The organism is Micromonospora wenchangensis (genome assembly GCF_002210435.1).
Taxonomy (GTDB): Bacteria; Actinomycetota; Actinomycetes; order Mycobacteriales; family Micromonosporaceae; genus Micromonospora; species Micromonospora wenchangensis.
The window spans coordinates 43937-68534 of the sequence record NZ_MZMV01000002.1; the positions used below are offsets into that span (position 1 = coordinate 43937).

A 24598-nucleotide genomic window follows, 5' to 3' on the forward strand; every position below is an offset into this window, starting at 1 on the left:
ATCCACCCCGAAGGCCCACCCCGCCCGGCCGTCCCGCCGTGGGCGGGGCGGTCAGAGCCGGGGGTCGACCGGCTCCGACTCGCAGGCGAGGATCGCGAAGACCAGCTCGTGCCGACGCCACAGCGGCGCGTCGGCGGCGTAGGCGTCCAGGGCGGCCAGGCCGAGCGCGTGCTCGCGCAGCGCCAGCCCCCGCTTGCGCCCCAGCGAACGGCGACGCAGCGCGGTGAGCTGGGCCGGATCGGTGTAGCCGGGACCGTAGATGATCCGCAGGTACTCCCGGCCCCGGCACTTGATCCCCGGCTGGAGCAGCGAACCGCGCGCCGACCGGGCGGCCGGACCGGCGTACGGCTTGACCACCATCCCCTCGCCGCCGGCCGCGGTCAGCGTCGACCACCACCCGGTGGCCGCCGCCACCGCCGCCTCGTCGTCCAACTCCACCACCTGCCGGCGGGTCGGCGTGAAGAACTCCGGGTCGGCCGCGCAGAGCCGGTCGGCCAACGCCAGATGCCACCCGTGGTCCCGGTCGGTGAAGGTCACCGTCGCCCCGGCCAGCACCGCGAACGGCGCCAGGGTCATCCCGCGCAGCCCGTCGGTGGGTGCCACGTACGCGCGGTAGGCCGCCGAGTAGCCGTCGACCTCCGCCCGTCGGGCCGCCATCCGGTCCCGCAGCGCGGCCACCGGCAGGCCCCGGGCCGCCGCCGTGTCCAGCGCGGCGAGGGCCGCCGGCAGCGCCGCCCGCCCGGCCGCCCCGACCCCGGCGAACTGCTCGCGGATCAGCCCGCCCGCCTTCGCCGACCAGGGCAGCAGCTCGCAGTCCAGCAGCAGCCGGTCGGTGCCCAACTCGTCCCACAACCCGGCTGCGCCGACCGCCGCCCGGACCCGGTCGAGCAGTTCCCCGTCCAGTGGCGGACCGAAGAACGGCCGGCCGGTACGGGTGTGCACCACCCCACCGCCGAACCGGCCCGCCTCCCGCTCGACCAGCACCACCGCCCGGGAACCCATGTGCTTCTCCTCGCACACCACCCGCTGCACGCCGGCCGACCGGTAGTCGTCGAACGCCTGCGTCGGGTGCTCCAGGAACCCCGGCACGGTCGACGTCGAACACGGGGCCATCGTCGGCGGCAACCAGACCAGCCGGGCCGGGTCCACCGCGAACCGGCTCATCACCTCCAGCGCGGCGGCGGCGTTCTCCGCCGGCACGGTCAGCGTGCCGTAGGCGTGCTCCAGGTGCCGCCGCCCGGTCACGTCGGCCAGGTCGAGCACCGTGTCCGGGCGGGTCGGGGTGTCGAACAGTGGCCGCGCCGGGGCGTACCACTCCCGCTGGGCGTCGACCGCGACCAGCTCCCGCTCGGGATAGCGCAGCGCGGTGAGCTTCCCGCCGAAGACGCAACCGGTATCGACGCAGATGGTGTTGTTGACCCACTCCGGGGTCGGGGTCGGGGTGTGCCCGTACACCACCATCGCCGCACCCCGGTAGTCGCGCGCCCACGGGTAGCGCACCGGCAGGCCGTACTCGTCGGTCTCGCCGGTGGTCTCGCCCCAGAGCGCGAACGAGCGGACCCGGCCCGACGCGCGGCCGTGGTAGGCCTCCTTCAGGCCGGCGTGCGCCACCACCAGCCGGCCGCCGTCCAGCACGAAGTGGCTGACCAGCCCGTCGATGAAGGTCGCCGCCCCGGCCACGAACGCCGGGTCCTCGGCGTCGAGCTGTGCCATCGTCTCGGCCAGGCCGTGGGTGAGCTTGACGTCCTGGCCACGCAGCTTGCGCAGCAGCTTGTGCTCGTGGTTGCCCGGCACGCAGATCGCGTGCCCGGCCGCCACCATGCCCATCACCAGGCGCAGCACGCCGGGCGAGTCCGGGCCGCGGTCCACCAGGTCACCCACGAAGACGGCGGTACGACCAGCCGGGTGCAACGCGTCCACCGGGCGACCCGCGTCGTCGCGGTGCAGCACGAAGCCCAGCCGCGTCAGCAGCGCCTCCAGTTCCGCCCGGCATCCGTGCACGTCACCGACGATGTCGAACGGCCCGGTCAGCTCCCGCCGGTCGTTGAACAGCTTCTCCAGCCGGATCCGCGCGGCGTCGATCTCCTCGACCCCGCGCAGCACGTGCACCCTGCGGAACCCCTCCCGCTCCAGTTGCCCGTACGACCGGCGCAGGTCCCGCTGCATCCGGGCCAGCACCTGCCGGCCGTGCGTCCGGTCGGCGCGGGACAGGGTCCGTTCCCAGGCCAACGCCTCCGGCACGTCCAGCACGATCGCCACCGGGAGCACGTCGTGGTCCCGGGCCACCCTGACCAGCCCGGCGCGGGCGTGCGGCTGGAGGTTCGTCGCGTCGACCACGGTGAGCCGGCCCCGCCGCAGCCGGACCCCCGCCACGTGGTGCAGCGCCCCGAACGCGTCGGCGGAGGCGGACTGGTCGTTCTCGTCGTCGGCGACCATCGCCCGGAACGCGTCCGAGGCGAGCACCTGACTCGGCGCGAAGTGCCGGGCAGCGAAGGTGGACTTGCCCGAGCCGGAGACGCCGACCAACGCCACCAGGGCGAGTTCGGGAATGTCGAGGATGCTCATCGGGTCGTCTCCCGGCTGGCCACGGCGGTGAGGACGGCGAGCTGGGTGGGGTGGCCCAGCTCGGGGTCGTGGTCACCGACCCCGCTGATCGTGGCCGTGTAACCGTGGTCGGCGGCCACCCGGTCGACCCACGCCGCGAACTCGGCACGGGTCCACTCGAACCGGTGGTCGGGGTGCCGGAACCGGCCCGCCGGCAGCCCCTCGTAACGCACGTTGTACTCCGCGTTCGGGGTGGTCACCACGAGCGTTCCCGGTCGGGCGTGACCCAGCACGGCGTCCTCCAGCGCGGGCAGCCGGGCCGGGTCCAGGTGCTCGACGACCTCCATCAGCACCGCCGCGTCGTAGCCGCGCAACCGGTCGTCCCGGTAGGTCAGCGCCGACTGCCACAGCCGGACCCGGTCCTGCTGCCGCTGGGGCAGCCGGTCCAGCCGCAGCCGGCGGGCGGCCACGGTCAGCGCCTGGGTGGAGACGTCCACCCCCACCACCTCGGTGTAACGCCGGTCGGCGAGCAGTCCGGTGAGCAGCGCGCCACCGCCGCACCCCAGGTCCACCACCCGGGTCGCCCCGCTGGCCGCCAGCGCGGCGAGCACCGCCTCGCGCCGTCGTACCGCCAGGGACGCCCGCCTGGGGTCGGCGACCGGCGTCGCGCCGTCCGCCGGGCCGGTGACCCCGTCGACACTGTCGTCCGGCACGGGTACGTCGGCCAGCCGCAACTCGGCCAGCCGGGCCATCGCCTGCCCGGCCAACGCCCGCCGGTGCGCCAGGTAACGCCTGGTGATCAGCGCCCGTTCCGGGTGGTCGGCCAACCAGCCCGCCCCGGCCCGCAGTAGCTTGTCGATCTCGTCCGGGGCGACCCAGTAGTGCTTGGCGTCGTCCAGCACCGGCAGCAGGACGTACAGGTGGTTGAGGGCGTCGGCGAGCCGGACCGTGCCGGTCAGGCAGAGGTCGACGTACCGGCTGTCACCCCATTCGGGGTGCTGCTCGTCGAGCGGGAGCGGGGCTGCGGTGACCGTCCAGCCGAGCGGGGTGAACAGTCGTACCGCCAGGTCCGCGCCGCCCCGGCAGCGCAGCACCGGCACCCGGATGCTCAGCGGGATCGCCGAGCCGGCCAGCTCCGGACGGTCCCGCGACACCCCGCGCAGCGCGGAGCGGAACACCGTCGACAGGGCCGAGGAGAGCAGACTGGACGCGGCGTAGGCGCGGTCGTTGACGTACTGCCCGAGGGTGAAACTCTCCGGGGTGGACGCCGCCCGCCGCCGACCCACCCCGAGGCGCTGCGGATCGACCTCGACCAGCAGGGCGGCCGTGCACCGCTGCGCCGTCGCCTCCGGGTAGAACACGTGCGCGGTGCCCGTCGGCAGGTCGAACTCCTGCACCCGGTCGGGGTGCTTGACCAGTAGGTAACCGAGGTCGGTCGCCGGTTCGTGGGTGGTGGTCAGGGTGAGCAGCACGCGCCCATGATCCCAGCGTGGTCGATCCGGCGTCGTCCTCATTTCCCGTGGCCGCCCGCCGTCGGAGGCCGGGCCGCACCGTCAGCGGTAGTCGTCCTCGTCGGCGGTGACCACCCGGGCCTGCTCCATGGCGTCCCAGTCGGCGACCTCCAAGCCCCGGTGCGGCTCGGCGTCGGTCTCGTCCGGGCCGATCACGGCGGCCTGCTCGACCGCGTCGGCCGGCTCGGCCTCCAGGTCGCGTTCCTGCGGGTCGAGGTGGTCGCTCGGGGTGAACTCCTCGTCGGGCTGACCCATCGTCCCTCCCTGGTTGCGGCGGCCTGTCCACCCCACCGTACGGGCTGGTGGCGGAGGTCGCCCGCTGGGCGCGGGAACGCGGGAACGTCCCACCGGGGACGCCTGGCGGTGTCAGGATGGGCCGGTGGGCTTCCTGATCCGGTTGGTGATCACGGCGATCGCGCTGTGGGTCACCACGCTGATCGTGCCCGGGGTCGACGTCTCCGGGCGCAACGGCGCGAACACCGTGTTCACCCTGCTGGTGGTGGCGCTGATCTTCGGTGCGGTCAACGCGGTGCTCAAACCGGTGATCAAGGTGGTCGGTTGCGTGTTCTACCTGCTCACCCTCGGGCTGTTCGCGCTGGTGGTGAACGCCCTGCTGTTCCTGCTGACCGACCGGATCGCGCGCGCGGTCGACCTGTCGTTCCGGGTGGACGGTTTCTGGCCGGCCTTCTGGGGGGCCATCGTGATGGCCGTGGTGACCTGGCTGATCAGCGTCGCCGTGCCGGACGGCCGGGAGGCCCGGTGAGGCCGGGCGGTGGACGGTCACCGGGGCGGTTGTGTCCGCCGACGCCTCCTACGGGATACTGCCGACGGTGGACAGCGCGGTCCGGCGCACCGACGGAAGACAGCGGCCAGCGCGGCCGAGAGCGGTAAGTAAGGAGCGTTTCACATGCCCATCGCTTCCCCCGAGGCTTACGCGGAGATGCTGGACCGGGCCAAGGCCGGCCGGTACGCGTACCCCGCGATCAACGTGACCTCGTCGCAGACCCTGAACGCGGCGCTGAAGGGCTTCGCCGACGCGGAGAGCGACGGCATCATCCAGGTGTCCACCGGTGGCGCGGAGTACCTGTCCGGCCCGTCGGTCAAGGACATGGTGACCGGCGCGGTGGCGTTCGCCGCGTACGCGCACGAGGTGGCCAAGAAGTACCCGGTCAACATCGCGCTGCACACCGACCACTGCCCGAAGGACAAGCTGGACGGGTTCGTCCGGCCGCTGATGGCCATCTCCCAGGAGCGGGTGAAGGGCGGCCAGGAGCCGCTGTTCCAGTCGCACATGTGGGACGGCTCGGCCGTGCCGGTGGCGGAGAACCTGGAGATCGCCGCCCAGCTCCTCGACGAGGCCGCCAAGGGCAAGATCGTCCTGGAGATCGAGGTCGGCGTCGTCGGTGGCGAGGAGGACGGCGTCGAGAACGCCATCAACGACAAGCTCTACACCACCGTCGAGGACGGCCTGGCCATGGTCGAGGCGCTCGGCCTGGGCGAGAAGGGCCGCTACATGGCGGCGCTGACCTTCGGCAACGTGCACGGCGTCTACAAGCCGGGCAACGTCAAGCTCCGGCCGGAGATCCTCAACCAGATCCAGGAGGCGGTCGGCGCCAAGTACGGCAAGGACAAGCCGCTCAGCCTGGTCTTCCACGGCGGCTCCGGCTCGCTGCTGGAGGAGATCCGGGAGGCGCTCGACTACGGCGTGGTGAAGATGAACATCGACACCGACACCCAGTACGCCTTCACCCGGCCCGTCGCGGACCACATGTTCCGCAACTACGACGGCGTACTCAAGATCGACGGCGAGGTCGGCAACAAGAAGCAGTACGACCCGCGTACCTGGGGCAAGCTGGCCGAGGCCGGTCTCGCCGCCCGGGTCGTCGAGGCGTGCGAGCACCTGCGCTCCACCGGCACCCGGATGAAGTGACCCTGACGTACCCCGTCGACGGCCGGCTCCCCACCCGGGGTGCCGGCCGTCGCCGTCGCGCCCGGCCGGCCGGGCCGGGCGTCAGGCCGTCGCGGTGAGCACCCGGACGGCCTCCCGTACGTCGTCGGTGAGGTGGATGCTGCCGGACAGGTCGCCGAAGGGCGAACCGGCGAACAACGGCCGCAGCAGCGACTCGATCGGCAGCTCCCGGGTCCAGTACGCCCGGTCGAGGAAGACGTACGCGCCGCTCGCCCCGTCCGTGCCGTAGTACGTCTTCGTGGCCGCCTGGAACACCTCCTGCACGGTGCCGGCCCGGCCGGGCGCGAAGACGATCCCGCCCCGGGCCAGCCGCAGGATGGTGTCCTCCCGGATGGCGTTGGAGAAGTACTTGGCGATCCGCCCGGCGAACAGGTTCGCCGGTTCGTGCCCGTACAGCCAGGTGGGGATGGCCAGCCCGCCGGAACGGGCCCAGTCCAGCCCGGGGCCGCGCTGCTGCGGCACGGTCGCCGCGTAGCGGTCCCGCACGGCCAGCGCGGCGGCCGTGTACCGGTCGTGGTCGGTGAAGTCGGGGGCCACCGCCAGCAGGTCGATCGCCGTGTTCAGCTCCTGCGCCGGCCAGGCCGACAGGAACGCGCCCAGGTTGGCCGCCTCCATCACCCCGGGGCCGCCGCCGGTCACCACCAGCCGGTCGGCCCGCGCCAGCTCCCAGCCCAGCACCGCCGCCATCCGGTACGGCACACTGCCGCGCGGCACCGCGTGCCCGCCCATCACCCCCACCACCGACTGCGGCCCGTGGGTGGCGAGCCAGGTCCGGGTCGCGTCGGCCAGGGCGTTGTCCACGCCGTGGTCGTGCAGCCGCTGGCCGAGTGCCTCCTTCACGTCCGGCAGCGCGCCACCGTGGGCGCGGAAGTGGTCGTACACCCGGGTGTCGTACATCCCGGCGAACCCGGCGGTGGCGAACCCTTCGGCCAGGTCGGTAGGGGTGTAGAGGTGGGCCGGCTGGGTCGGGTACGGCAGGCCGGAGAAGGGCGGCACCACGTTCGCGCCGCGCCGGACCAGGTCCGCGCCGACCTCCCGGCCGGCGAACCGGCAACCCACGAAGAGGGTGCCGGCCACGTCGGTGGCGGTGAGGTCGGGAACCGGGTCGAGGTCGAGGCGGAGCCCCTGCACGGTCAGCCCGGCGAGGCTGTCGGCGGCCAGGTGCCTGTCGAACTCGGCCCGGGTCTCGATCTCGTCATGACTGGTGTCGTGCGGCGCGATGACGTCCGCCGGAGGTGGGGTGGGCACCCCGCCATCCTGCCCCCACCCCGCCACCGCGCACCGGGGCAGGGGTACCGACGACAGGAGCCCGGCGACCGAGGCCGCCGGGCTCCTGCGTAACCGGGTCCTGGGGAGGCTCCGGACCAATAGTTGTAGTGGAAAATATCTTCGGATGGCATGGGCCGCAGGGCCGGTACGGTCGGCCGAGGGTTCACCCGACAGGGCCGAGGGTTCACCCGGTAGGGTCCCGACGTGACGTAGACCTCCACCGTTCAGTCAGCGTACCCACCCGACCCCCTCGCGCCCCGCGGGGCGAAGCGGGTTGAATGGGGCGATGCAGAACCTGTTGCCTGAGCCTCCGGCCACTCTCCTGTCCGCGCACGACGACGCGGACGCGGCGCTGGCCGCCGCCGCAGAGCAGGGCACCGACGAGGCGTACGCCGAGGTCGCGGCCCGCTTCCCGACGCACAGTGCGGCCTGGGCGGCGCTGGCCACCCGGGCCCTGGACGGCGGCCAGGTGGTCGCGGCGTACGCGTACGCCCGCACCGGCTACCACCGTGGCCTGGACCAGCTGCGACGCAGCGGCTGGAAGGGGCACGGCCCGGTCCCCTGGTCGCACACCCCGAACCGGGGCTTCCTGCGCTGCCTTTACGTCCTGTCCCGGGCCGCCGGGGAGATCGGCGAGGCGGACGAGGCCGCCCGCTGCGCCCAGTTCCTCCGCGACTGTGACCCGGCCGCCGGGGACGCCCTCGCCAGCGCCTGACCGGCGCGTCTCCGGTCCGCCCCGACGGTCGTCGGGGCGGACCGGCCGACGGGTCAGAGGCCCTCGGCCACCGCTGCCGCGATCTTCAGCCAGGCGTCCCGGGTGGCCGAGGAGAGCCCGCCGTACCGGATCGGCTCGCCGGTGTCGATCAACCGCTCGTACGGCGCGAGCAGCACCGCCCTCGTCCGGGCGGCGAAGTGCTCCTGGATGGCCGGCAGGTCGATCTCCTTGCGTGACGGGGGCATCGACACCACCGTCACCGCCTGCCGGACCAGCCGGTGCCGGCCGCTCTGCTCCAGGTGGTCGAGCATCCGGGCGGCCGTCTCCGCCGAGTCGTTACGGGCCGACATGGTGACCACCAACTGGTCGGTGGCATCCATCGCGGCCTGCCAGTTCTGTGCCCGGACGTTGTTCCCGGTGTCCACGAAGATCAATTTGTAGAACCGGCTCACCACCTCGCGGATCTCGGCGAACGCCGCCGCCGTCAGCATCTCGCCCCCGGTGGCCGACTCGTCCGAGGCGAGCACGTCGAACATCCCCTCGCCCTGCGAGCGGACGTACTGCGACAGGTCGCCGATCCGGCCGTGCGGCCCCTGGAACTGCCCGAGGTCCCGCAGCATGTCGCGCACCGTACGGGAGTGGAAGTCCTGCTGCGCCCGCATCCCCAGGGTGCCCTGGGTCTCGTTGTTGTCCCAGGCCAGCACGTAACCCCCGCGCTTCTGCCCGAAGGTCATCGCGAGCAGCAGGATGGCCACCGTCTTGCCGGCCCCACCCTTGGGATTGACCACCGTCACCTGGCGCAGCCCGCCGAAGTTGCGGCGCACCATCTCGATGTCCCGCTTCACCTCCTGCTCGTGCTGCCCCGGGGGGAGCTTCACCAGGCCGATCCTGTTGACCATGGCCCGCACGCCCATCGTGGCGATCGGCTCGGCCGGCCGGATCTGCCGGCGGCGGGCGAAGTCCTCGGCGGTCGGCGCGATCCCGCTCTCCGGCGACCACCCCATCTCGGGGTAGCCGGCCGGGGAGAGCGGATCGGGATAGACCGGCGCGGGCGTCGGCGTCGGAGGCGTCCCGCCGGGGGCCGACGGCTCCGGCCAGGACGACCGGTACCACCCGCCGGTCACCTGCTGCCCCGGTGCGGGTGGTTCCGCTGCCGGTTGCGGTCCCGCAACCGGCAGACCCGTCGCCTGCTGCGGTCCGGCCTGCTGTCCTTCTGCCTGCGGCGGTGCGGCCTGTTGCCCTGTTGCCTGCGGCGGTCCGGGCACCGGCTCGCCGGCTCCGGGTTGCTGTCCCGGTGCCGGGTACCCGTGGACCGGCTGTTCGGGCAGCGACAGGCCGGGTTCCCACGGCTCGGGCAGCGACAGGTCAGGTGCCGGCTGTTCAGGCAGTGGGAGGGCGGGTGCCGGCGGCTCGGGCAGTGACAGGCCGGGTGCCGGCTGGGTGGGCAGCCCGGGGCCGCCGGGGTCCGTCGGTTCCGGTCGGTCCGGACCGGTGTCCCCGGGGCGGAACTGTTCGGGGCCGGCGGCGGCCGGAGGGGGCGGTGGCGGTCCGACGGGTGCCGGGTGGGGCCCGACAAATCCAGGTGCCGCTGCCGCTGGGTGGTCGGTCCCGCGTACCGGTGCGGTGGCCGGACCGGTGGGCCGGTCGGGCTCGTCGGTCCCGGTGGAGAGCCGCTGGGGCGGCAACGCCCAGGGTGACTCGCCGCGCCCCGTGGACTGCGCCGGCACCGCCGCCACGACCGCCGGGTCGGCCTCCTGGATCTTGGAGGATCTCGGCCCCGTCGGGGGCCCGAATCTTCCAAGATTCAACTCGCTCGGGTCATCTCCGTGGGCCACGACGCTCCCGTTGCGCGGAGGGGATGGTGGGGCGGGGTGCGACGGGCTGTTCGGCGGGCTGTTCGGCGGGGGCGTCGGAGCCGCCGGCGTGGACGGTCCGACCCCGCGACCGGCCCCGGCCGGCGGTGCCGGGGGGCCGGCGAGCGACGGGTCCAACGTGAAGGGCAGGTCGAGATCCACCCGCCCGCTCCGGCCCGGCCCCGTTCCACCGGCCGACGCGGTCGCCCGGCCCGCACCGCCACGATCCGCCGGGACGGCGTACCCGTCAGGGTCGTAGCCGGGAGGAGGGTCGTAGCGGGAAGAGTCGTCGTATCTCGGGGAGTCGTCGTACCGAGGGGGAAGGTGGGTCGACGGGGTCGGGTCCGGCAGGTCGGGCACCCAGCCGTCACCGGGCGGGGTCCAGCCGCCGTCGGGCGGCAGGGGCGCGACCTCCGCCGCGAGCGACGGGTACGCCGTCGGCGGGTAGACCGGCGTGGGCTCGGCGGCCCAGTGCGGCACCGGCTCGACGGGGTCGGGCGGCCAGAATGGTTCGATGTCCCGCTCCGGCCCCGGCTGCTGGCCGGGCTGTCCGGCCCGGTCGGCGTTGTCGTCCACCACGGATCCTCCCCACTCCTTCCGCCGAGGATAGGCCGTCCCGTTCCCGTTACGCCGGGTGACGGACGTGGGGAGCGGTCAGCCGGTGAAGACCGCCCAGGCCCCGGGCTCGGTCCACCAGGACCGCTTGCGGCTCAGTTCACCCTCGACCCCGTCGTCGAGGAAGGGCACCCGCTCGTCCCGGGGGATCACCGCCACCGCCCGGCCCCGGGCCCGCCGGACCTCGTACCGGATCTTCTTCTTCCTACCCAACCTCGGGCGCGTCGGCACGGGAACGACCACCGCGACCTCCACCCGACCGTCGGCCGGATCGGGGGCGGTGAGCAGCGGCAGCGAGTCGAGGGTGGCGTAGCCGCCGGCGTTGCCGATCGCGCAGGCCAGGATCGGGTCCGCACCGTCGGAGAGCACCGCGTCGTCCACCTCGACCCGGCCACGCCAGTGCAGCGGGCGGCCCGCCTCGTCGGCGGCACCGAGCAGCGCCCCGTCCAGGGTCACCGAACCGCCGTCGTTACGCAGCAGGTCGAGCCGGCGTACCCCGCCGTCGAGCACGGCCGCCGCCACCGCCGCCGGGTCCCGGGGCAGGCCGAGCTGCGCGGCCAGGTCCCGGTGCGGGCCACCCCGGGCCGGATCGAGCGGGAGTACGCCCACCGGCGGCAGGTCGGGCACCGTACGGTCGCCGGCCAGCTCGGCGGGACGGCGGCTGGGCGGTGGGGCGTACCGGCGGACGAGCCGACGCACGACGGCGCGCAACTGGGCGTCGCTGGCGACGGCGACGACGAGTCGGACCTTGCTGTCCGGGTCGGGCCAGGCGAGGCCGTCGGGGCGGGCCGGGGCGTCCAGCCGGGCCAGCACCTCGTCGACCTCGGCGTCGGAGCGGGCGACGACGGTCTCCACCCGGGCGCCCCGCGCGGTCAGCGCGTCCGCGCAGGCCAGCACCGGTACGCGGGGCGTCTCGCAGCGCTGTCCGTCCGGCGGGCCGGCCGGTTTCCCGGTGGCCTCGGGAGCACCGCCGCAGCAGGCGTCGCCGTCGCCGCAGCCCCCACCGGGAGCGTCCCGCTCGGAGCCGAGGGTGAGCAGCACCACGTCGTACACTCCGGGCCTCCTGCCTCGCGACGTGAACCCCTGCCGGCCACGCCGTTTCTACTTGTTAGCCTGACACCCCGGGCTCGCCAACCGGTCGCCACCTGGCACCCGAGCCTTCTGGAGGCGGAAAAGATGCCAGCGATCGTGCTCATCGGTGCTCAGTGGGGCGACGAGGGCAAGGGCAAGGTTACCGACCTGCTGGGTGAGCGGGTCGACTACGTCGTGCGCTACTCCGGCGGCAACAACGCCGGCCACACGGTGATCACGCCGGACGGCCAGAAGTACGCGCTGCACCTGATGCCGTCAGGCGCGCTCTCCCCGAGCGCGATGATCGTCATCGGCAACGGGGTGGTGGTCGACCCGAAGGTGCTGCTCGCCGAGATCGACGGGCTCGCCGAGCGGGGGGTCGACGTGTCCCGGCTGCGGATCTCCGGCGACGCGCACCTGATCATGCCGCACCACCGGGCGCTGGACCGGGTGGTGGAGCGCTACCTCGGCTCGTCCCGGATCGGCACCACCGGTCGCGGCATCGGCCCGGCGTACGGCGACAAGGTCGCCCGGATGGGCATCCGGCTCCAGGACCTGCTCGACCCGGGCATCCTGCGCAAGAAGCTGGAACTCGCGCTGCGCGAGAAGAACCAGCTGCTGTTCAAGGTCTACAACCGCAAGGCGATCGACGTCGACGAGACCGTCGAGGAGTACCTGCGGTACGCCGAGCGGCTGCGGCCGTACATCGCCGAGACCCGGGTGATGCTCTGGGACGCCCTGGACCGGGGCGAGACGGTGCTGCTGGAGGGTGCCCAGGCCACCATGCTCGACATGGACCACGGCACGTACCCCTTCGTGACCTCGTCGAACCCGACGGCCGGCGGGGCGTGCGTGGGGGCCGGCATCCCACCGACCGCGATCAACCGGGTGATCGCGGTGAGCAAGGCGTACACCACGCGGGTGGGGTCGGGCCCGTTCCCGACCGAGCTGTTCGACGACAACGGCCAGCACCTGCGCAAGGTCGGCCACGAGTACGGCACCACCACCGGCCGGGAACGCCGCTGCGGCTGGTTCGACGCCGTCGTGGCCCGGTACGCGTGCCGCCTCAACGGCGTCACCGACCTGGTCGTCACGAAGCTGGACGTGCTCACCGGCCTGCCCAAGGTCCCGCTCTGCGTCGGGTACGAGATCAACGGCGAGCGGTTCGACGACATGCCGATGACGCAGACCGACTTCCACCACGCCACCCCGATCTACGAAGAGCACGACGGTTGGTGGGAGGACATCAGCAAGGCCCGCACCGAGGACGAGCTGCCGGAGAACGCCCGCCGCTACATCGCCCGTATCGAGGAGATCACCGGCACCCGGGTCAGCGTGGTGGGCGTGGGCCCCGGCCGCGAGGAGAACGTCGTCCGCCACCCTCTCCTCCCCTGACGATCCCCCTCCGCCCTCCCCCGCTTCCCGCGCCCCGCTCCCGCTGTGCCCCGGTGATCAAGAGGTTTGCGTCACGGATTCGCCCTCCGGTGACGCGAACCTCTTGATCGCCTGTGGAAATCCGGGGGTTGTCCACAGGGTTATCCACAGGGGTGGAAGTGGGGGCGGGTAGGGCGTGAGGGTGGCGGGGTGATGCCGCTCGAAATTCTCCGTCGGGTCGCCCTCGGGCAGGACGGCATGGTCACCATGTCGCAGGCCCTCGCGGCCGGGCTGACCCGGCACCACGTCCGGCAACTCTGCCGCTCCGGGCGGTGGACGCGGCTGTCCCGTGGCTGCTACGCCCCCGCCGGGCAGCCACCGGACGCGCTCGCCCGGCGGGCCCGCATCCGGGCGGCGGTGACGAGCCTAGGCCCCGGGGCCTTCGCCGTCCTCGACAGCGCCCTCGCGCTGCACGAGATCGCCGGGCCACGCCAATCCGCCGTCCACGTGTCGGTGCCGGTGGACCGGCCCCGGCCGCAACGGCACACCGACCCCATGCTCGTCGTCCACCAGTTCACCGTGGCCCCGGGCGACGTCGTCGACGTGGCCGGCGTTCCCACGACCTCGCCGTTGCGCACGGTGACGGACATGATTCTCCGGCTCGACCGGTACCCGGCGGTGTCCGTGCTCGACTCGGCACTGAACCGGGGGCTCGTCACCCCGGAGGACCTGGCCACCGCGCCGGCGATCGTCCGGGGCCGCCGGGGTGCCCCGGCCGCCCGCAGTCACCTCGCCGAGGTGGACGGTCGCGCCCAGTCACCGCTGGAGACCTGGTCGCGGCTGCGCTGCGTCGACGGCGGAGTCCCGCCCGACGTGCTGCAACAGGAGGTCCGGGACGGCGACGGTCACCTGCTCGGCATCGGTGACCTCGGGTGGCGGGCGGCGCGGTTGATCGCCGAGGCCGACGGGGCGGGCCCACACGGCACCCCGGAGGCCCTGTTCGCCGACCGTCGCCGGCAGAACCGCCTGGTCAACGCGGGTTGGCGGGTGCTCCGGTTCACCTGGTCGGATGCGCTGCGCCCGGACTACATCCCACACACCGTCCGTCAGGCCATGGCCCTCACCCGCTCCCGCCCGCTGCGGTAGGGCCTTCGACGCGGCACGCCGACCCGCCCACCCCACCCGCCTCTTCCCGCCCCCATCCCTTCGCCCCCATCCTCAGCACCCCTCCTCGGCCGGTGATCAAGAGGTTTGCGTCAGTTGATCAAGAGGTTCGCGTCAAAGTCGATCTTCAACGTGACGCAAACCTCTTGATCACCGGGGTAAGGCGGGCGGGGCGAGGCGCGGTGGGGAGGGGAGCTGGGTGGGAAGGGGAGGGGCGGGGGAGGGTGGGGGTGGTGGGTAGGATTCGTCGCCGTGCGCGTACTTCTTCTGGGTGGTGGCGGGCGGGAGCATGCGCTCGCGCTGGGGTTGGTCGAGGATCCGGCGGTCGAGGTCCTGTTCGCGGCACCCGGTAACCCGGGGATCGCGGGTGTGGCGGAGCTGCGGCAGGTCGATCCGGTCGATCCCGCCGCGGTGGCCGGGTTGGCGGTGGAGGTCGGTGCCGACCTGGTGGTGATCGGGCCGGAGGCACCGCTGGTCGCCGGGGTGGCCGACGCGGTACGCGCCAAGGGCGTCCCCGCGTTCGGGCCGTCGGCCGAGGCGGCCCGGTTGGAGGGCTCCAAGACCTTCGCCAAGGAGGTCATGACGGCGGCCGGGGTGCCGACCGCCCGCGCGTACACCTGCACGGACGCGGAGAGCGTCGGGCGGGCGCTTGACGAGTTCGGCACGCCGTACGTGGTGAAGAACGACGGGCTGGCCGCCGGCAAGGGCGTGGTGGTCACCGACGACCGGGACGTCGCGCTGCGGCACGCGCAGGAGTGCGGCCGGGTGGTGATCGAGGAGTACCTTTCCGGCCCCGAGGTCTCCCTGTTCGTGGTGACCGACGGCGAGGCCGCCGTGCCACTGCTGCCGGCGCAGGACTTCAAGCGGGCCGGCGACGGCGACAGCGGCCCGAACACCGGCGGCATGGGGGCGTACGCGCCGCTGCCGTGGGCACCGCCGGGCCTGGTCGACGAGGTGCTGGCCGACGTGGTCCACCCGACGCTTGCCGAGATGCGCCGCCGGGGCACCCCCTTCGCGGGGCTGCTCTACGTGGGGCTGGCACTCACCGCCGCCGGCCCCCGGGTGATCGAGTTCAACGCCCGCTTCGGCGACCCGGAGACCCAGGTAGTGCTGGCGCTGCTGGAGACCCCGCTGGGCGGGCTGCTGCACGCCGCCGCGACGGGCACGCTGGCCGCGCACCCGCCGCTGCGGTGGCGGGACGGTGCGGCCGTCACGGTGGTGGTGGCCGCCGAGGGGTATCCGGCGACCCCGCGTACCGGTGACGTGATCACCGGCGCCGACCATCCGGGCGTCATCCATGCCGGCACCGCCCGCCGGGCCGCCGACGGCGCGTTGCTCTCCGCCGGCGGCCGGGTCCTCTGCGGCACGGCCACCGGGCCGGACCTGACCGCCGCCCGCGACGCCGCCTACGCCCTGGTACGCGGCATCGAGCTGGCCGGCTCGCACCACCGCAACGACATCGCCGCCACCGCGATCGACGGCCGGATCACCGTCCCCGACTGACGAGCCCCGCCGGCCCGACCGCTCACAGTCAGAGCAGGGACGGCGCGGCGGCGATGACCCGATGGGCGGTCGGTGCTGGTGATCGTCCACCCGGAACCGGGCGTCGCCGGCGGATCAGCCGTAGTAGCGGCGGAGTTCCCGGGTGAGCACCTTGCCGGTGGCGTTGCGGGGCAGGTACTTCACGAAGACCACGTCCCGGGGTACGGAGAACCGGGCCAGGTAGCGCCGGACGTACTCGCGTACCGCCTCGGGGTCGAGGGTCTCGCCGGGGTGCAGGGCGAGGAACGCGGCCAGCCGTTGCCCGTACTGCGGGTCCGGCACGCCGAGCACGGCGGCCTCGCGTACCTGCGGCAGCCGGGCGAGCAGGTCCTCCAGCTCGGACGGGAACACGTTCTCTCCGCCGGAGACGATCATGTCGTCGGCGCGGCCGTCGACGAAGAGCAGCCCGTCGGCGTCGACCCGGCCGAGGTCACCGGTGTCGAGCAGCCCGTCGTGGGTCTCCCGGCGGGCCCCTGAGGTGTAGCCCTCGAACAGCATCTCGTTACCGACGAGGATCCGGCCGACCCGCCCGGCCGGCACCGGTTTCCCGTCGTCGTCGACGATCTCCAGGCGGGTGCCGTGCGGGGGGCGACCGGCGGTGGTGGGGGCCCGGCGCAGCTCGGCGGGGCCGGCGATGGCGGCCCAGGAGACCTCCGTCGAGCCGTACAGGTTGTAGAGGACGTCGCCGTAGGTGTCCATGAACCGGGTGGTGAGGCCGCCGGGCAGCGCCGAGCCGCTGACCGCGACCACCTTCAGCGCCGGCCGGGGCTCCGGCGGCGGCACGTCGAGCAGGCGCTGCACCATCACCGGTACGGCGAACAGCGCCTGGCACCGGTGCGTCACGAGCGCGGCCAGCGTGGCGGCCGGGTCGAACCGGCGGTGCAGCACGATGGTGGCGCGCAGCGCGAAGGCGACCTGGAGGGCCGCGTACCCCCAGGTGTGGAAGATCGGGGCGGCGATCAGCACGGTGTCGTGGGTGTGCAGCGGGATGCGGTCGATGATGGACACCAGCGGGCCGAAGCCGTTCGGGACGGGCCGGCGGGCCCCCTTGGGTGTGCCGGTGGTGCCGGAGGTCAGCACGATGGTCCGGCCGTCGTGGGCGGGCGGGGTGAGCCGGTCGCCGGGGAGCGCGGCGGCGACCAGGGCGTCGAGGTCGGCCTCGTCGACCCGGTGCACCTCGGCGGGGACGGCGAGGACCCGCTCGGCGAACTCGGTGTCGTGCACCAGTACCCGCAGCCGTTGCTCCTCGGCGACGGTGGCGAGCTGTGCGGCGGACAGTCCGCTGTTGACCAGCACCGCGTCGGCGCCGATCAGGGTGGCGGCGACGATGCCCTCGATGAGCCCGTGGTGGTTGCGGCACAGCAGCCCGACCCGGTCCCCGGCCTGTACGCCGAGCACGCTGCGCATCGACCGGGCGAGCCGTTCGGCCCGGTCGAGCAGTTCCCGGTAGGTGAGTTCGTGGCCGTGCTCGTCGACGACGGCGACCCGGCCCGGGTCGCGGGCGGCGGCCTGCCGCAGTTCGCCGGCCATGCCCCAGCCCCACTGGCGTAGCGCGGCGAGTTGCGAGGCGACCCGGACGGGGTGCCCGGGGGTGAGCAGTCCCCGCCTGGTCAGTGTGGCCACGATGAACGGCAGGTCCATCCGGCGACCTCCTTCGGGGTACGACGTGGGGCCGGCCGGGGCCCTCACCAGGGATTCCTTTCCGATCATGCGTCGTGGCCGGCCGACCGCCCAGTCGGCGTCGCCCGTGGTGGACGGGCGGTGACCGGGCGGTCGACCGGTGGCGACGGTCAGCGGATCTGGACGCCGGAGATGGCGCGGGAGATGACCAGCCGTTGGATCTCGGAGGTGCCCTCGAAGATGGTGTAGATCTTGGCGTCCCGGTACCAGCGTTCGACCGGGTGGTCGCGCAGGAAGCCGGCCCCGCCGAGGAGCTGCACGGCCCGGTCGGTCACCGCGACGGCCACCTCGCCCGCCTTGAGCTTGGACATCGAGCCCTCGCCGGCGGTGAACGGCCGGTTGTTGCGGCCCATCCAGGCCGCCCGCCAGACCAGCAGCCGGGCGGCGTCGATCTCCATCTTCATGTCGGCCAGGGCGAACGCGACGGCCTGGTTGGAGATGATCGGCCGGCCGAACTGGACCCGGTCCTTCGCGTAGTCGAGGGCGTACTCGTAGGCGGCGCGGGCGACGCCGAGCGCCTGCGCGCCGACGGTCGGCCGGGACAGCTCGAAGGTGCGCATCGCGGCCTGGCCGCTGGCCCGTTGGCCGGACCGGGCGCGGGCCAGCCGTTCGTCCAGCGCGTCCTTCCCGCCGAGCAGGCAGCGTCCGGGCACCCGGACGTCGTCGAGGAAGACGTCGGCGGTGTGCGAGGCGCGCAGCCCCAGCTTCTTCAGCTTCCGGGTCGCGTGCAGCCCGGCCGTCCCCGGCGGTACGACGAACGCGGCCTGCCCGCGCGAGCCCAGCTCGGGCGCGACGGAGGCGGTGACCACGTGCACCCCGGCGATTCCGCCGTTGGTGGCGTACGCCTTCTGCCCGCTCAGCACCCACTCGTCGGTGGCCTCGTCGTGGACGGCGCGGGTGCGGATGGCCGCGACGTCGGAGCCGGCCTCCGGTTCAGTGGTGCAGAACGCGGCGACGGCGGGGGCGTCGACGGTGCCGAAGCACTGCGGCACCCATTCGACCATCTGGTCGGGGGTGCCGGTGCCGTAGATGGCGGCGACGGCGAGCGAGCTGCCGAAGATGCTCAGCCCGATGCCGGCGTCGCCCCAGAAGAGTTCCTCACTGGCGATCGGCAGGGACAGCCCGGTGGGGTCGGCCCAGCAGGTGGCGAGGAACTCGAAGCCGTACAGGCCGATCTTCGCCGCCTCCTGGATGACCGGCCAGGGGGTCTCCTCCCGGGCGTCCCACTCGGCGGCGGCCGGGCGCACGACCTCGGCGGCGAAGCCGTGCACCCAGTCCCGCAGGTCCCGCTGTTCCTCGTTCAGGTCGAGCGAGAACTCGGCCATCATCAGGCCTTGGGGATGTCGAACAGGTTGGCGATGTTGGCGGCCAGGCCCAGGTCACCCTTGGCCTTGAGCTTGCCGGTCATGAACATCATCACCGGGTTGGCCCCGCCGGAGACGATCCTCAGGAACTCGACCGGGCCCATGCTGAGGGTGAGCTTCGGGTCGCGGGTGGGGGTCTCCGAGACGGTGCAGGTGCCGTTCTCGATGACGATCTCGTAGGTGTCGGCGCCACTGTCGGGGCGGCCGGTGATGTTCCAGTGGATGACCGCGTTGGTGGCGCCGGCCCGGTCGGCGCGGAAGATCTGCGGCATCCGGCTGAAGACCTCGCTGAGCACCTTGCCGCGCAGGTCGCCGGACATCACCTCGGCGATCTTGTCGTCCGGGGTGGACTTGACCAGCTGGGCGAACTCCTTCGGGCCGTAGTGGGCGAAGTTGGCCGGGTCGAAGTCAGTCATGGTAGGTGCACCTCTCGGGACGGACCGGTTCTGGTTACTCTGGCGTAACCTTACGCACGAGTAGGTATGCTCGCAAGGGTGTCCAGCACGCCGAGCTTCAAGCGCCTCCCCCGGGCCGTACGCGAGCAGCAGATGCTCGACGCGGCGGTCAAGGTCTTCTCCCGGCGCGGCTTCCACGCCGCCAGCATGGACGAGATCGCCGAGGACGCGGGCATCTCCAAGCCGATGGTCTACGCCTACCTCGGCACCAAGGAGGAACTCTTCATCGCCTGCCTGCACCGGGAGACCGCCCGGATGGTGCTGGCGATCGCCGGGGCCGCCGCCCCGGACCTCCCGCCCGACCAGCGGCTCTGGCGCGGCCTGCGGGCCTTCTTCGGCTTCGTCGGGGCGCACCGCGACGGCTGGGCCGTGCTCTACCGGCAGGCCCGGGGCTCCCAACCGTTCGCCGCCGAGCTGGCCGCGATGCGCGCCCGGCTGGTCGACGTGGTCGCCGGGATGCTCGACCACGCGCTGCGGGCCCGGGGCCGGGAGGTCGCCGCGACCGAGCTGGAGGTCGTCGCGTACGCCCTGGTCGGTGCGAGCGAGTCACTGGCCGACTGGCTCGCCGACCACCCCGAGGCCGAACCGGAGAAGACCGCCACCCGGATGATGAACGTCGCCTGGCTCGGCGCGGCCCAGCTCCTCGACGGCGTCACCTGGCGACCCCCGGCGGACTGACCGCCCCCGCCCGCCGGTCCCGGCTCCGAGGGGTCAGCGGTGGGCGGCGGCGCGGCGGCGGGCCCGCAGGCGCAGCCAACGGACCAGCTCCAACAACCCGGTGACGGCCAGCGAGAGCCCGACGCCGACGAGCAGCCCCCGGACCGGATCGCGCTCGAAGGCCAGCCCGCCGAAGTAGCCGAGCAGCCCGCAGTACAGGCTCCAGACGGCGGCGGCGACGGCGTCGAACACCAGGAAGCGCAGCAGCGGATACCGGACGGCACCCATGGTCAGGGTGACGGCGGTCCGGCCGCCGGGCACGAAGCGGGAGGTGGTGAGGATCGAGCCGCCCCGCCGGTCCACCGCCCGCCGGGCCCAGTCCGAGCCGCTGCGGCGGCGGCTGCCGTCGGGTAGCCGGGCCAGCCGCTCCGCGCCGCCGCCCCGGCCGATGCCGTACGACACGTGGTCGCCGACGAGCGCGCCGAGGGCCGCCACCGCGATCACGGCCACCAGGTTCGGGTGGCCGCTTGCCGCGAACACCCCGGCGGTGATCAGGACGGTCTCGCCGGGCACCGCCGGGAAGAACGCGTCGACCGCGGTCACCACGAAGATCACCAGGTACACCCAGGGTGAGGTGACGGTGTGGTGGAGCAGGTCGAGCACCGACTGCATGCCCTCATGCTCGACGCTGGGCCCCCGGTCGGGGGCCCAGTCGCCGGATCAGGCCGCCGCCCCGGCTCAGCCCACCTCCTGGGGAGCCGGCAGCGGGTCGGCGGCCGACCTGCCGTGCTCCCGCTTGTCGGCGGCGGTGGGGCCGTGCGAGGTGAGCACCACCGGGGCGGCCAGCGCCTCGGACACCGCCGCCGGCCAGTCGGTCGGCGGGGCGTCGTACACCGGGCGGGTGGTCAGCAGGCGGGCGGTGAGGGCCGCCTGCCGCTCCAGGTCACCGGGCGGGCCGGGGCGCAACCGGTCGGTCCCGTCGTAGCGGCGGCACAGCTTCAACGCCGGGCGGGCCGGGTCGGGGCGGGTCAGGTCGAGGTGGGTGAGGGCGAGGCCGTCCACCCCGCCGGCCACGTCCAGGGCGTACCGGTGGGCGACGGCGTCGAAGTGACCGAACCGGAACCGGCCCTGCCACGGGTTGGTCGGGTTGCGCGGGTCGGTCAACGGCAGCGTCCGGTCCTCGGTGACCAGCGGACCGGGCCCGTGCCGGGTGGTCACCGTCCGCACCACCCCCAGCCGGTACGCCGACCCGGCCGCCCCCGCCTCGGCGAGCAGCGTCTCGGCGTTGGCGAAGGTGGTGGTGCTCCAGGTGGTGTACGGGTGGAAGCCGTGCCATTCGTCCAGCAGCACCCCCTGCGCCCCCTCGAACACCACCGTCCCCGCCCGCAGCACCCCGGCCAGGTACGACCGGTCGACGATCGCCACCCGGTCGGCGAAGGCGGTGAACGCCGGCAGGCAGTCCGCCACCGGCGGGGCGTCCAGCGGGCCGAGTTCGGCGGTCAACCGGTCCCGCAGGGCGGTGAGCCGGCGGCGCAGCAGCTCCCGGTCCCGGCAGTCGGCCACCCGGGGCGCCTCGTCGGGGTGGGCGAGCCCGTACCGGACGGACTCGCCCACCCCCAGCCCGCAGGAGCCGTGCCGGGCGGCCCCCCGGGCGATCTCCCGGAGCCGGTTCGCGGCCCGGTGGTACGGCGTGGCCAGCAGCGCCTCCCCGTCGACGGTCAGCCGGTCGAGGGCGTCGGGCACCCCGACCGAGGCGAGGTGGTCGGCCTCGGCGGCCAGCGCCAGCGGGTCCACCACCTGCTGCCGGGCCAGGTGGGTACGCACCCCCGGACGGAACGTCCCCGCCCCGAACTGGGCGAACGTGTGGTGCCTGCCGTCGGGCAGCACCACGTTGTGGGCGGCCTGCGCACCCCCGTTGAACCGCACCACGGTGTGCACGTGGCGGGTCGCGCAGAGCCAGTCCACGACGGTGCCCTTGCCGGCGTCGCCGTAACCGAGGTCGACCACGATCACGTGCCGGCCGGGCTGTCCGGGGTCGGGGAGGGCGGTCACAGCCGGGTCACCCCACCGGCCCGGCGCGACGTGGCCGGCAGCGTGGAGACCTCGGCCCGCCGGCCGCCGCCCAGCGGGGCCAGCGCCTTGGACACGGTTCGGCCGGCGGTGGAGCCGGCCCGGTCCAGGTCGCGCAGCCCCTCGTCGAGGTCGATGGCCTGCTCGCCGAGGCCGACGGTGAGCGCGATGGTCTCGCAGACCGCGTCCAGGTCGTCGAGGACGACGGCACGCTGCCCGAGCAGGTCCCGCCAGAAGTCGAGCACCTTGGCGTTGCCGGCGTAGTGGCTGCCGGCGGGGAGCAGGTAGTAGGTGTCCCAGCGGCGGGTCACCTCGTCGACGATCTGCCGCAGCGGCACGTCCTCGCCGAGGTCGTCGCCGATCAGCCGGCTCACCTCCCGCCGGCTCACCCGGGGGTACGCCAGCTCGTCGCCGATGATGAACAGGTAGCCGCGCCGGCCCCGCTTCTCCCAACTGTCGGTGACCGTGTGCCGGGCCATGAAGTACATCGCCAGCTCGTACGACTCGGTCATCTGACCGCCGCCGCCACCCTCCAGCACGATCCGGCCGAGGTCGTCGTCCATCCGGTTGTCCGACTCGAACTGCCCCACCTGCAACGGCACCCGGTCGCAGGTGGCGTCGCCGATCGCGCCGAACAGCACCTGCGGGTCGCGGGCGTAGCCCTGGCGCAGCAGCAGCCCGAGCAGTTGCGGCAGCTTGGCCTGGAGGGTGCGGGGCACGTGCCCCATCGAGCCGGTCACGTCGAACAGCACCGCGATGGGTGTCGACTGCGGGTGCTCGGCCGAGTCCCGGCTCTCCCGCACCGCGCCGCGCGGGTCGAGCGCCGGGTGCACGGTCCGGGCCCCGCCGTCGCTGTAGGAGAAGGCGCTCTTGCCCTTCTTCTTCCGGTAGCGGTCGGCGGCGTCGTACACGTCGGTGGACCAGATTCCGCTGCCCATGGCAGCCTCCCTAGGGGTTGAGGGTGAACGGTCGGAAGGTGCGCGGCCCGTAGAGCCGGTCGAGCACCTCGTCGAGTTCGCCGAGCAGTCGCCAGGCGTCGTCGGGTCGGGCGGCCAGCGCCGGGCGGCGGCAGCCGTCGGCGAAGGCGCGCAGTTCACGGGGGGCGCGGTCGCCCATCAGCCAGCTCATGCACGCCGCGGCCATCGCCAGGTCGGTGCCGGGGCCGGCGGGTCGCCGTGCGGTGACCTCCGGCGGGTACCAGTCCTCGTGGCCGGGGACCAGCGCCGGGACGGTGCCGCCGTCGACGGCGGAGAAGCACCAGTCGACGAGCACCACGCCGTGCGCGTCCGGCTCGATCAGCACGTGCCGGGGGAGCACCGCGCCGTGCACCACGCCGGCCCGGTGGGCCAGGCCGAGGGCGACCAGCAGCCGCCGCCACATCCAGGCCGCGTCCCGGGCGTCCAGCCCGTCGGGGTACGCCCGGCGTACCGCGTCGAGGTCGTGCAGCCCCGGTACGGCGGCGAGCACGCTGATCCGGCGTTCCGCCCCGCTGGCGGCGTCGCGGTGCCGGAAGCTGTCCACCAGCCGGGGCACGTACGGCAGGTGGCGCGGGTCGCCGCGGTCCTCGATCTGCCGCAGCGCGTACGCCTCGCGGGCCATCAGGTCGTTGTCGGCCGGGTCGCGGGGCAGCTTGAGCAGCCGGTCCGCCCCGACGTCGTAGAGGTCGGCGAGGTCACCGGCGTGGGCGAGCGCCCCGAGCGGGTACCCGCCGAGCACGACCGTCGCCGGGTCGGCGGTGCCGGTCGCCTGCCAGCGGGTGGTGACCTGGACGAAGGCGTCGGTGGCCGCGGCGCGTACCCGGGCGTCGAGCGCGCCCAGCCGGTCGGGGTGCAGGGCCGCGACCAGCTCGCGGTAGCGCCGGGCCGGGGCGTCGACGCCGAACAGGTCGGTGTCGGTGCGGGCCGCCGCGACCAGCCGGATCGCCTCGTCGGTCCTCACCTGACGGTCTCCTCCCGGGCGGGGCGCAGCAGCGCCGGGTGCAGCAGTCGGGCGTCGCCTGACCGGTAGAGCCGGGCCCGGGGACCGCCCCGGGCGCCGCCGCGTTCGGTGCTGCCGCCGGTGCTCTCGACGAAGCCGGGGACGGAGAGCACCTTGCGGTGGAAGTTGCCGGCGTGCAGCGGGTGCCCCCAGACCGTCTCGTAGACGCCGCGCAGCTCGGCGATGGTGAACTCGGGGCCGAGGAAGCGGGTGGCCAGCGGGGTGTACTCCAGCTTGGAGCGGGCCCGTTCCAGGCCGTCGTCGACGATCCGGGCGTGGTCGAAGGCGAGCTGCCGGCTGGGCAGGGCGGTGACCGGCAACCACCCGGCCTCGTCGGCGTCGCTGTCGGCGACCGGGTCGGGCAGGTCGGGGGCGAAGGCGAGGTGGGCGACGGAGACGATCCGCATCCGGGGGTCCCGGTCCGGCGCGCCGTAGCTGGCGAGTTGTTCCAGGTGGACGCGGCGCAGCCGGTCGCCGCCGAGGCCGGTCTCCTCGGCGAGTTCCCGGCGGGCCCCGGTGGCGAGGTCCTCGTCGGGCTGGACGAACCCGCCGGGCAGCGCCCAGTGCCCCTGGTACGGGGGCTGGCCACGCCGGATCAGCAGCAGGTGCAGCGCGCCCTCGCGGATGGTCAGCGCCACCACGTCCACGGTGATCGCGGTCGCGGGGTAGGCGCTGGGGTCGTACCCGGCGAGGAAGTCCTGCTCGTTCACGGCGTCCCTCTCAGGTTGAGAATTACTCGATCTGAGAACAACTTAGCTCACGAAGAAG

At 73.8% G+C, this 24598-nt stretch carries 20 protein-coding genes and 1 pseudogene; 7 read left to right on the forward strand and 14 right to left on the reverse strand.

The genetic code is table 11. The features are described from left to right. Positions 1–51 precede the first annotated feature (51 nt). From B5D80_RS01505 to B5D80_RS01515, 3 genes are all read right to left on the reverse strand, one after another. Positions 52–2565, reverse strand: a complete 2514-nt coding sequence (locus B5D80_RS01505) for a polynucleotide kinase-phosphatase (RefSeq protein ID WP_088641925.1) — start codon at positions 2563–2565, stop codon at positions 52–54. Continuing rightward, positions 2562–4016, reverse strand: a complete 1455-nt coding sequence (locus tag B5D80_RS01510) for a 3' terminal RNA ribose 2'-O-methyltransferase Hen1 (protein WP_088641926.1) — start codon at positions 4014–4016, stop codon at positions 2562–2564. The genes B5D80_RS01505 and B5D80_RS01510 overlap by 4 nt, the downstream gene beginning before the upstream one ends. A gap of 81 nt (positions 4017–4097) precedes the next feature. Then, positions 4098–4310, reverse strand: a complete 213-nt coding sequence (locus B5D80_RS01515) for a hypothetical protein (RefSeq protein ID WP_088641927.1) — start codon at positions 4308–4310, stop codon at positions 4098–4100. Between the two features lie 124 nt (positions 4311–4434). On the opposite strand from B5D80_RS01515, the gene B5D80_RS01520 reads away from it, so the two are divergent. Together B5D80_RS01520 and fbaA are read left to right on the forward strand one after the other, a co-directional pair. Further along, positions 4435–4818, forward strand: coding sequence for a phage holin family protein (locus tag B5D80_RS01520; RefSeq protein ID WP_088641928.1), 384 nt, complete (start codon positions 4435–4437; stop codon positions 4816–4818). Positions 4819–4962: 144 nt separating this feature from the next. After that, on the forward strand, positions 4963–5985 hold the full coding sequence (gene fbaA, locus B5D80_RS01525; RefSeq protein ID WP_088641929.1) for a class II fructose-bisphosphate aldolase: 1023 nt from the start codon (positions 4963–4965) through the stop codon (positions 5983–5985). 81 nt (positions 5986–6066) lie between these two features. On the opposite strand, the gene B5D80_RS01530 is transcribed toward fbaA, so the two are convergent. Then, a complete protein-coding gene (locus B5D80_RS01530) occupies positions 6067–7272 on the reverse strand; it encodes an LOG family protein (protein WP_211291352.1) in 1206 nt (401 codons plus the stop codon). Between the two features lie 307 nt (positions 7273–7579). Between B5D80_RS01530 and B5D80_RS01535 the strand changes: the two genes are divergently transcribed. Continuing rightward, entirely contained in the window at positions 7580–8008 is a 429-nt protein-coding gene (locus tag B5D80_RS01535; RefSeq protein WP_088641930.1) for a DUF3151 domain-containing protein, read from the forward strand. A gap of 53 nt (positions 8009–8061) precedes the next feature. Here the strand turns inward: B5D80_RS01535 and B5D80_RS35025 are convergent. After that, positions 8062–9183 (reverse strand): annotated as a pseudogene (locus tag B5D80_RS35025) (MinD/ParA family ATP-binding protein); the annotation flags it as partial. Positions 9184–10515: 1332 nt separating this feature from the next. Then, the gene (locus tag B5D80_RS01545) at positions 10516–11529 is read right to left on the reverse strand and encodes a diacylglycerol kinase family protein (protein WP_088641932.1); all 1014 of its coding nucleotides are present in this window, start codon (positions 11527–11529) and stop codon (positions 10516–10518) included. A gap of 123 nt (positions 11530–11652) precedes the next feature. Between B5D80_RS01545 and B5D80_RS01550 the strand changes: the two genes are divergently transcribed. The 3 genes from B5D80_RS01550 to purD all read left to right on the forward strand — a co-directional run bounded on the left by B5D80_RS01550 (position 11653) and on the right by purD (position 15588). Beyond that, complete coding sequence (locus B5D80_RS01550) at positions 11653–12942, forward strand: adenylosuccinate synthase (protein ID WP_088641933.1); 1290 nt, start codon at positions 11653–11655, stop codon at positions 12940–12942. 192 nt (positions 12943–13134) lie between these two features. Further along, entirely contained in the window at positions 13135–14067 is a 933-nt protein-coding gene (locus B5D80_RS01555; protein WP_088641934.1) for a type IV toxin-antitoxin system AbiEi family antitoxin domain-containing protein, read from the forward strand. A 270-nt stretch (positions 14068–14337) separates the two neighbouring features. Further along, positions 14338–15588, forward strand: a complete 1251-nt coding sequence (gene purD, locus B5D80_RS01560) for a phosphoribosylamine--glycine ligase (RefSeq protein ID WP_088641935.1) — start codon at positions 14338–14340, stop codon at positions 15586–15588. Positions 15589–15702: 114 nt separating this feature from the next. Here purD and B5D80_RS01565 read toward each other — a convergent pair whose 3' ends face one another. The 3 genes from B5D80_RS01565 to B5D80_RS01575 form a co-directional block, all read right to left on the reverse strand. Continuing rightward, on the reverse strand, positions 15703–17268 hold the full coding sequence (locus B5D80_RS01565) for an AMP-binding protein (protein WP_088641936.1): 1566 nt from the start codon (positions 17266–17268) through the stop codon (positions 15703–15705). Between the two features lie 149 nt (positions 17269–17417). Next, positions 17418–18632: an acyl-CoA dehydrogenase family protein gene (locus tag B5D80_RS01570; RefSeq protein WP_088641937.1), complete on the reverse strand. Its 1215-nt coding sequence runs from the start codon at positions 18630–18632 to the stop codon at positions 17418–17420. A 2-nt stretch (positions 18633–18634) separates the two neighbouring features. Then, positions 18635–19087 (reverse strand): SCP2 sterol-binding domain-containing protein, encoded by a 453-nt coding sequence (locus tag B5D80_RS01575; protein WP_088641938.1) that lies wholly within the window; start codon positions 19085–19087, stop codon positions 18635–18637. 78 nt (positions 19088–19165) lie between these two features. Here B5D80_RS01575 and B5D80_RS01580 point away from each other — a divergent pair, with 78 nt between their 5' ends. Next, positions 19166–19804 (forward strand): TetR/AcrR family transcriptional regulator, encoded by a 639-nt coding sequence (locus B5D80_RS01580; protein WP_211291353.1) that lies wholly within the window; start codon positions 19166–19168, stop codon positions 19802–19804. Between the two features lie 33 nt (positions 19805–19837). On the opposite strand, the gene B5D80_RS01585 is transcribed toward B5D80_RS01580, so the two are convergent. From B5D80_RS01585 to B5D80_RS01605, 5 genes are all read right to left on the reverse strand, one after another. Further along, positions 19838–20455, reverse strand: coding sequence for a DedA family protein (locus B5D80_RS01585; protein WP_088641940.1), 618 nt, complete (start codon positions 20453–20455; stop codon positions 19838–19840). Positions 20456–20521: 66 nt separating this feature from the next. Further along, positions 20522–21835, reverse strand: coding sequence for an adenylosuccinate synthetase (locus B5D80_RS01590; RefSeq protein WP_088641941.1), 1314 nt, complete (start codon positions 21833–21835; stop codon positions 20522–20524). Continuing rightward, positions 21832–22791, reverse strand: coding sequence for a hypothetical protein (locus B5D80_RS01595; RefSeq protein WP_088641942.1), 960 nt, complete (start codon positions 22789–22791; stop codon positions 21832–21834). The genes B5D80_RS01590 and B5D80_RS01595 overlap by 4 nt, the downstream gene beginning before the upstream one ends. A gap of 10 nt (positions 22792–22801) precedes the next feature. After that, positions 22802–23791: a serine/threonine protein kinase gene (locus B5D80_RS01600; protein WP_088641943.1), complete on the reverse strand. Its 990-nt coding sequence runs from the start codon at positions 23789–23791 to the stop codon at positions 22802–22804. Next, a complete protein-coding gene (locus B5D80_RS01605) occupies positions 23788–24540 on the reverse strand; it encodes an NUDIX hydrolase (protein WP_088641944.1) in 753 nt (250 codons plus the stop codon). The genes B5D80_RS01600 and B5D80_RS01605 overlap by 4 nt, the downstream gene beginning before the upstream one ends. Between the last annotated feature and the right edge of the window lie 58 nt (positions 24541–24598).

Excerpts from the sequence above, each read along its gene's own strand:
- B5D80_RS01585 (WP_088641940.1), bottom strand. The coding sequence starts at position 20,455 with ATGCAGTCGGTGCTCGACCTGCTCCACCACACCGTCACCTCACCCTGG.
- B5D80_RS01505 (WP_088641925.1), bottom strand. The coding sequence starts at position 2,565 with ATGAGCATCCTCGACATTCCCGAACTCGCCCTGGTGGCGTTGGTCGGC.
- B5D80_RS01555 (WP_088641934.1), top strand. The coding sequence starts at position 13,135 with ATGCCGCTCGAAATTCTCCGTCGGGTCGCCCTCGGGCAGGACGGCATG.
- B5D80_RS01535 (WP_088641930.1), top strand. The coding sequence starts at position 7,580 with ATGCAGAACCTGTTGCCTGAGCCTCCGGCCACTCTCCTGTCCGCGCAC.
- B5D80_RS01570 (WP_088641937.1), bottom strand. The coding sequence starts at position 18,632 with ATGGCCGAGTTCTCGCTCGACCTGAACGAGGAACAGCGGGACCTGCGG.
- B5D80_RS01565 (WP_088641936.1), bottom strand. The coding sequence starts at position 17,268 with ATGGACCTGCCGTTCATCGTGGCCACACTGACCAGGCGGGGACTGCTC.
- fbaA (WP_088641929.1), top strand. The coding sequence starts at position 4,963 with ATGCCCATCGCTTCCCCCGAGGCTTACGCGGAGATGCTGGACCGGGCC.
- B5D80_RS01515 (WP_088641927.1), bottom strand. The coding sequence starts at position 4,310 with ATGGGTCAGCCCGACGAGGAGTTCACCCCGAGCGACCACCTCGACCCG.
- B5D80_RS01550 (WP_088641933.1), top strand. The coding sequence starts at position 11,653 with ATGCCAGCGATCGTGCTCATCGGTGCTCAGTGGGGCGACGAGGGCAAG.
- B5D80_RS01595 (WP_088641942.1), bottom strand. The coding sequence starts at position 22,791 with ATGGGCAGCGGAATCTGGTCCACCGACGTGTACGACGCCGCCGACCGC.
- B5D80_RS01575 (WP_088641938.1), bottom strand. The coding sequence starts at position 19,087 with ATGACTGACTTCGACCCGGCCAACTTCGCCCACTACGGCCCGAAGGAG.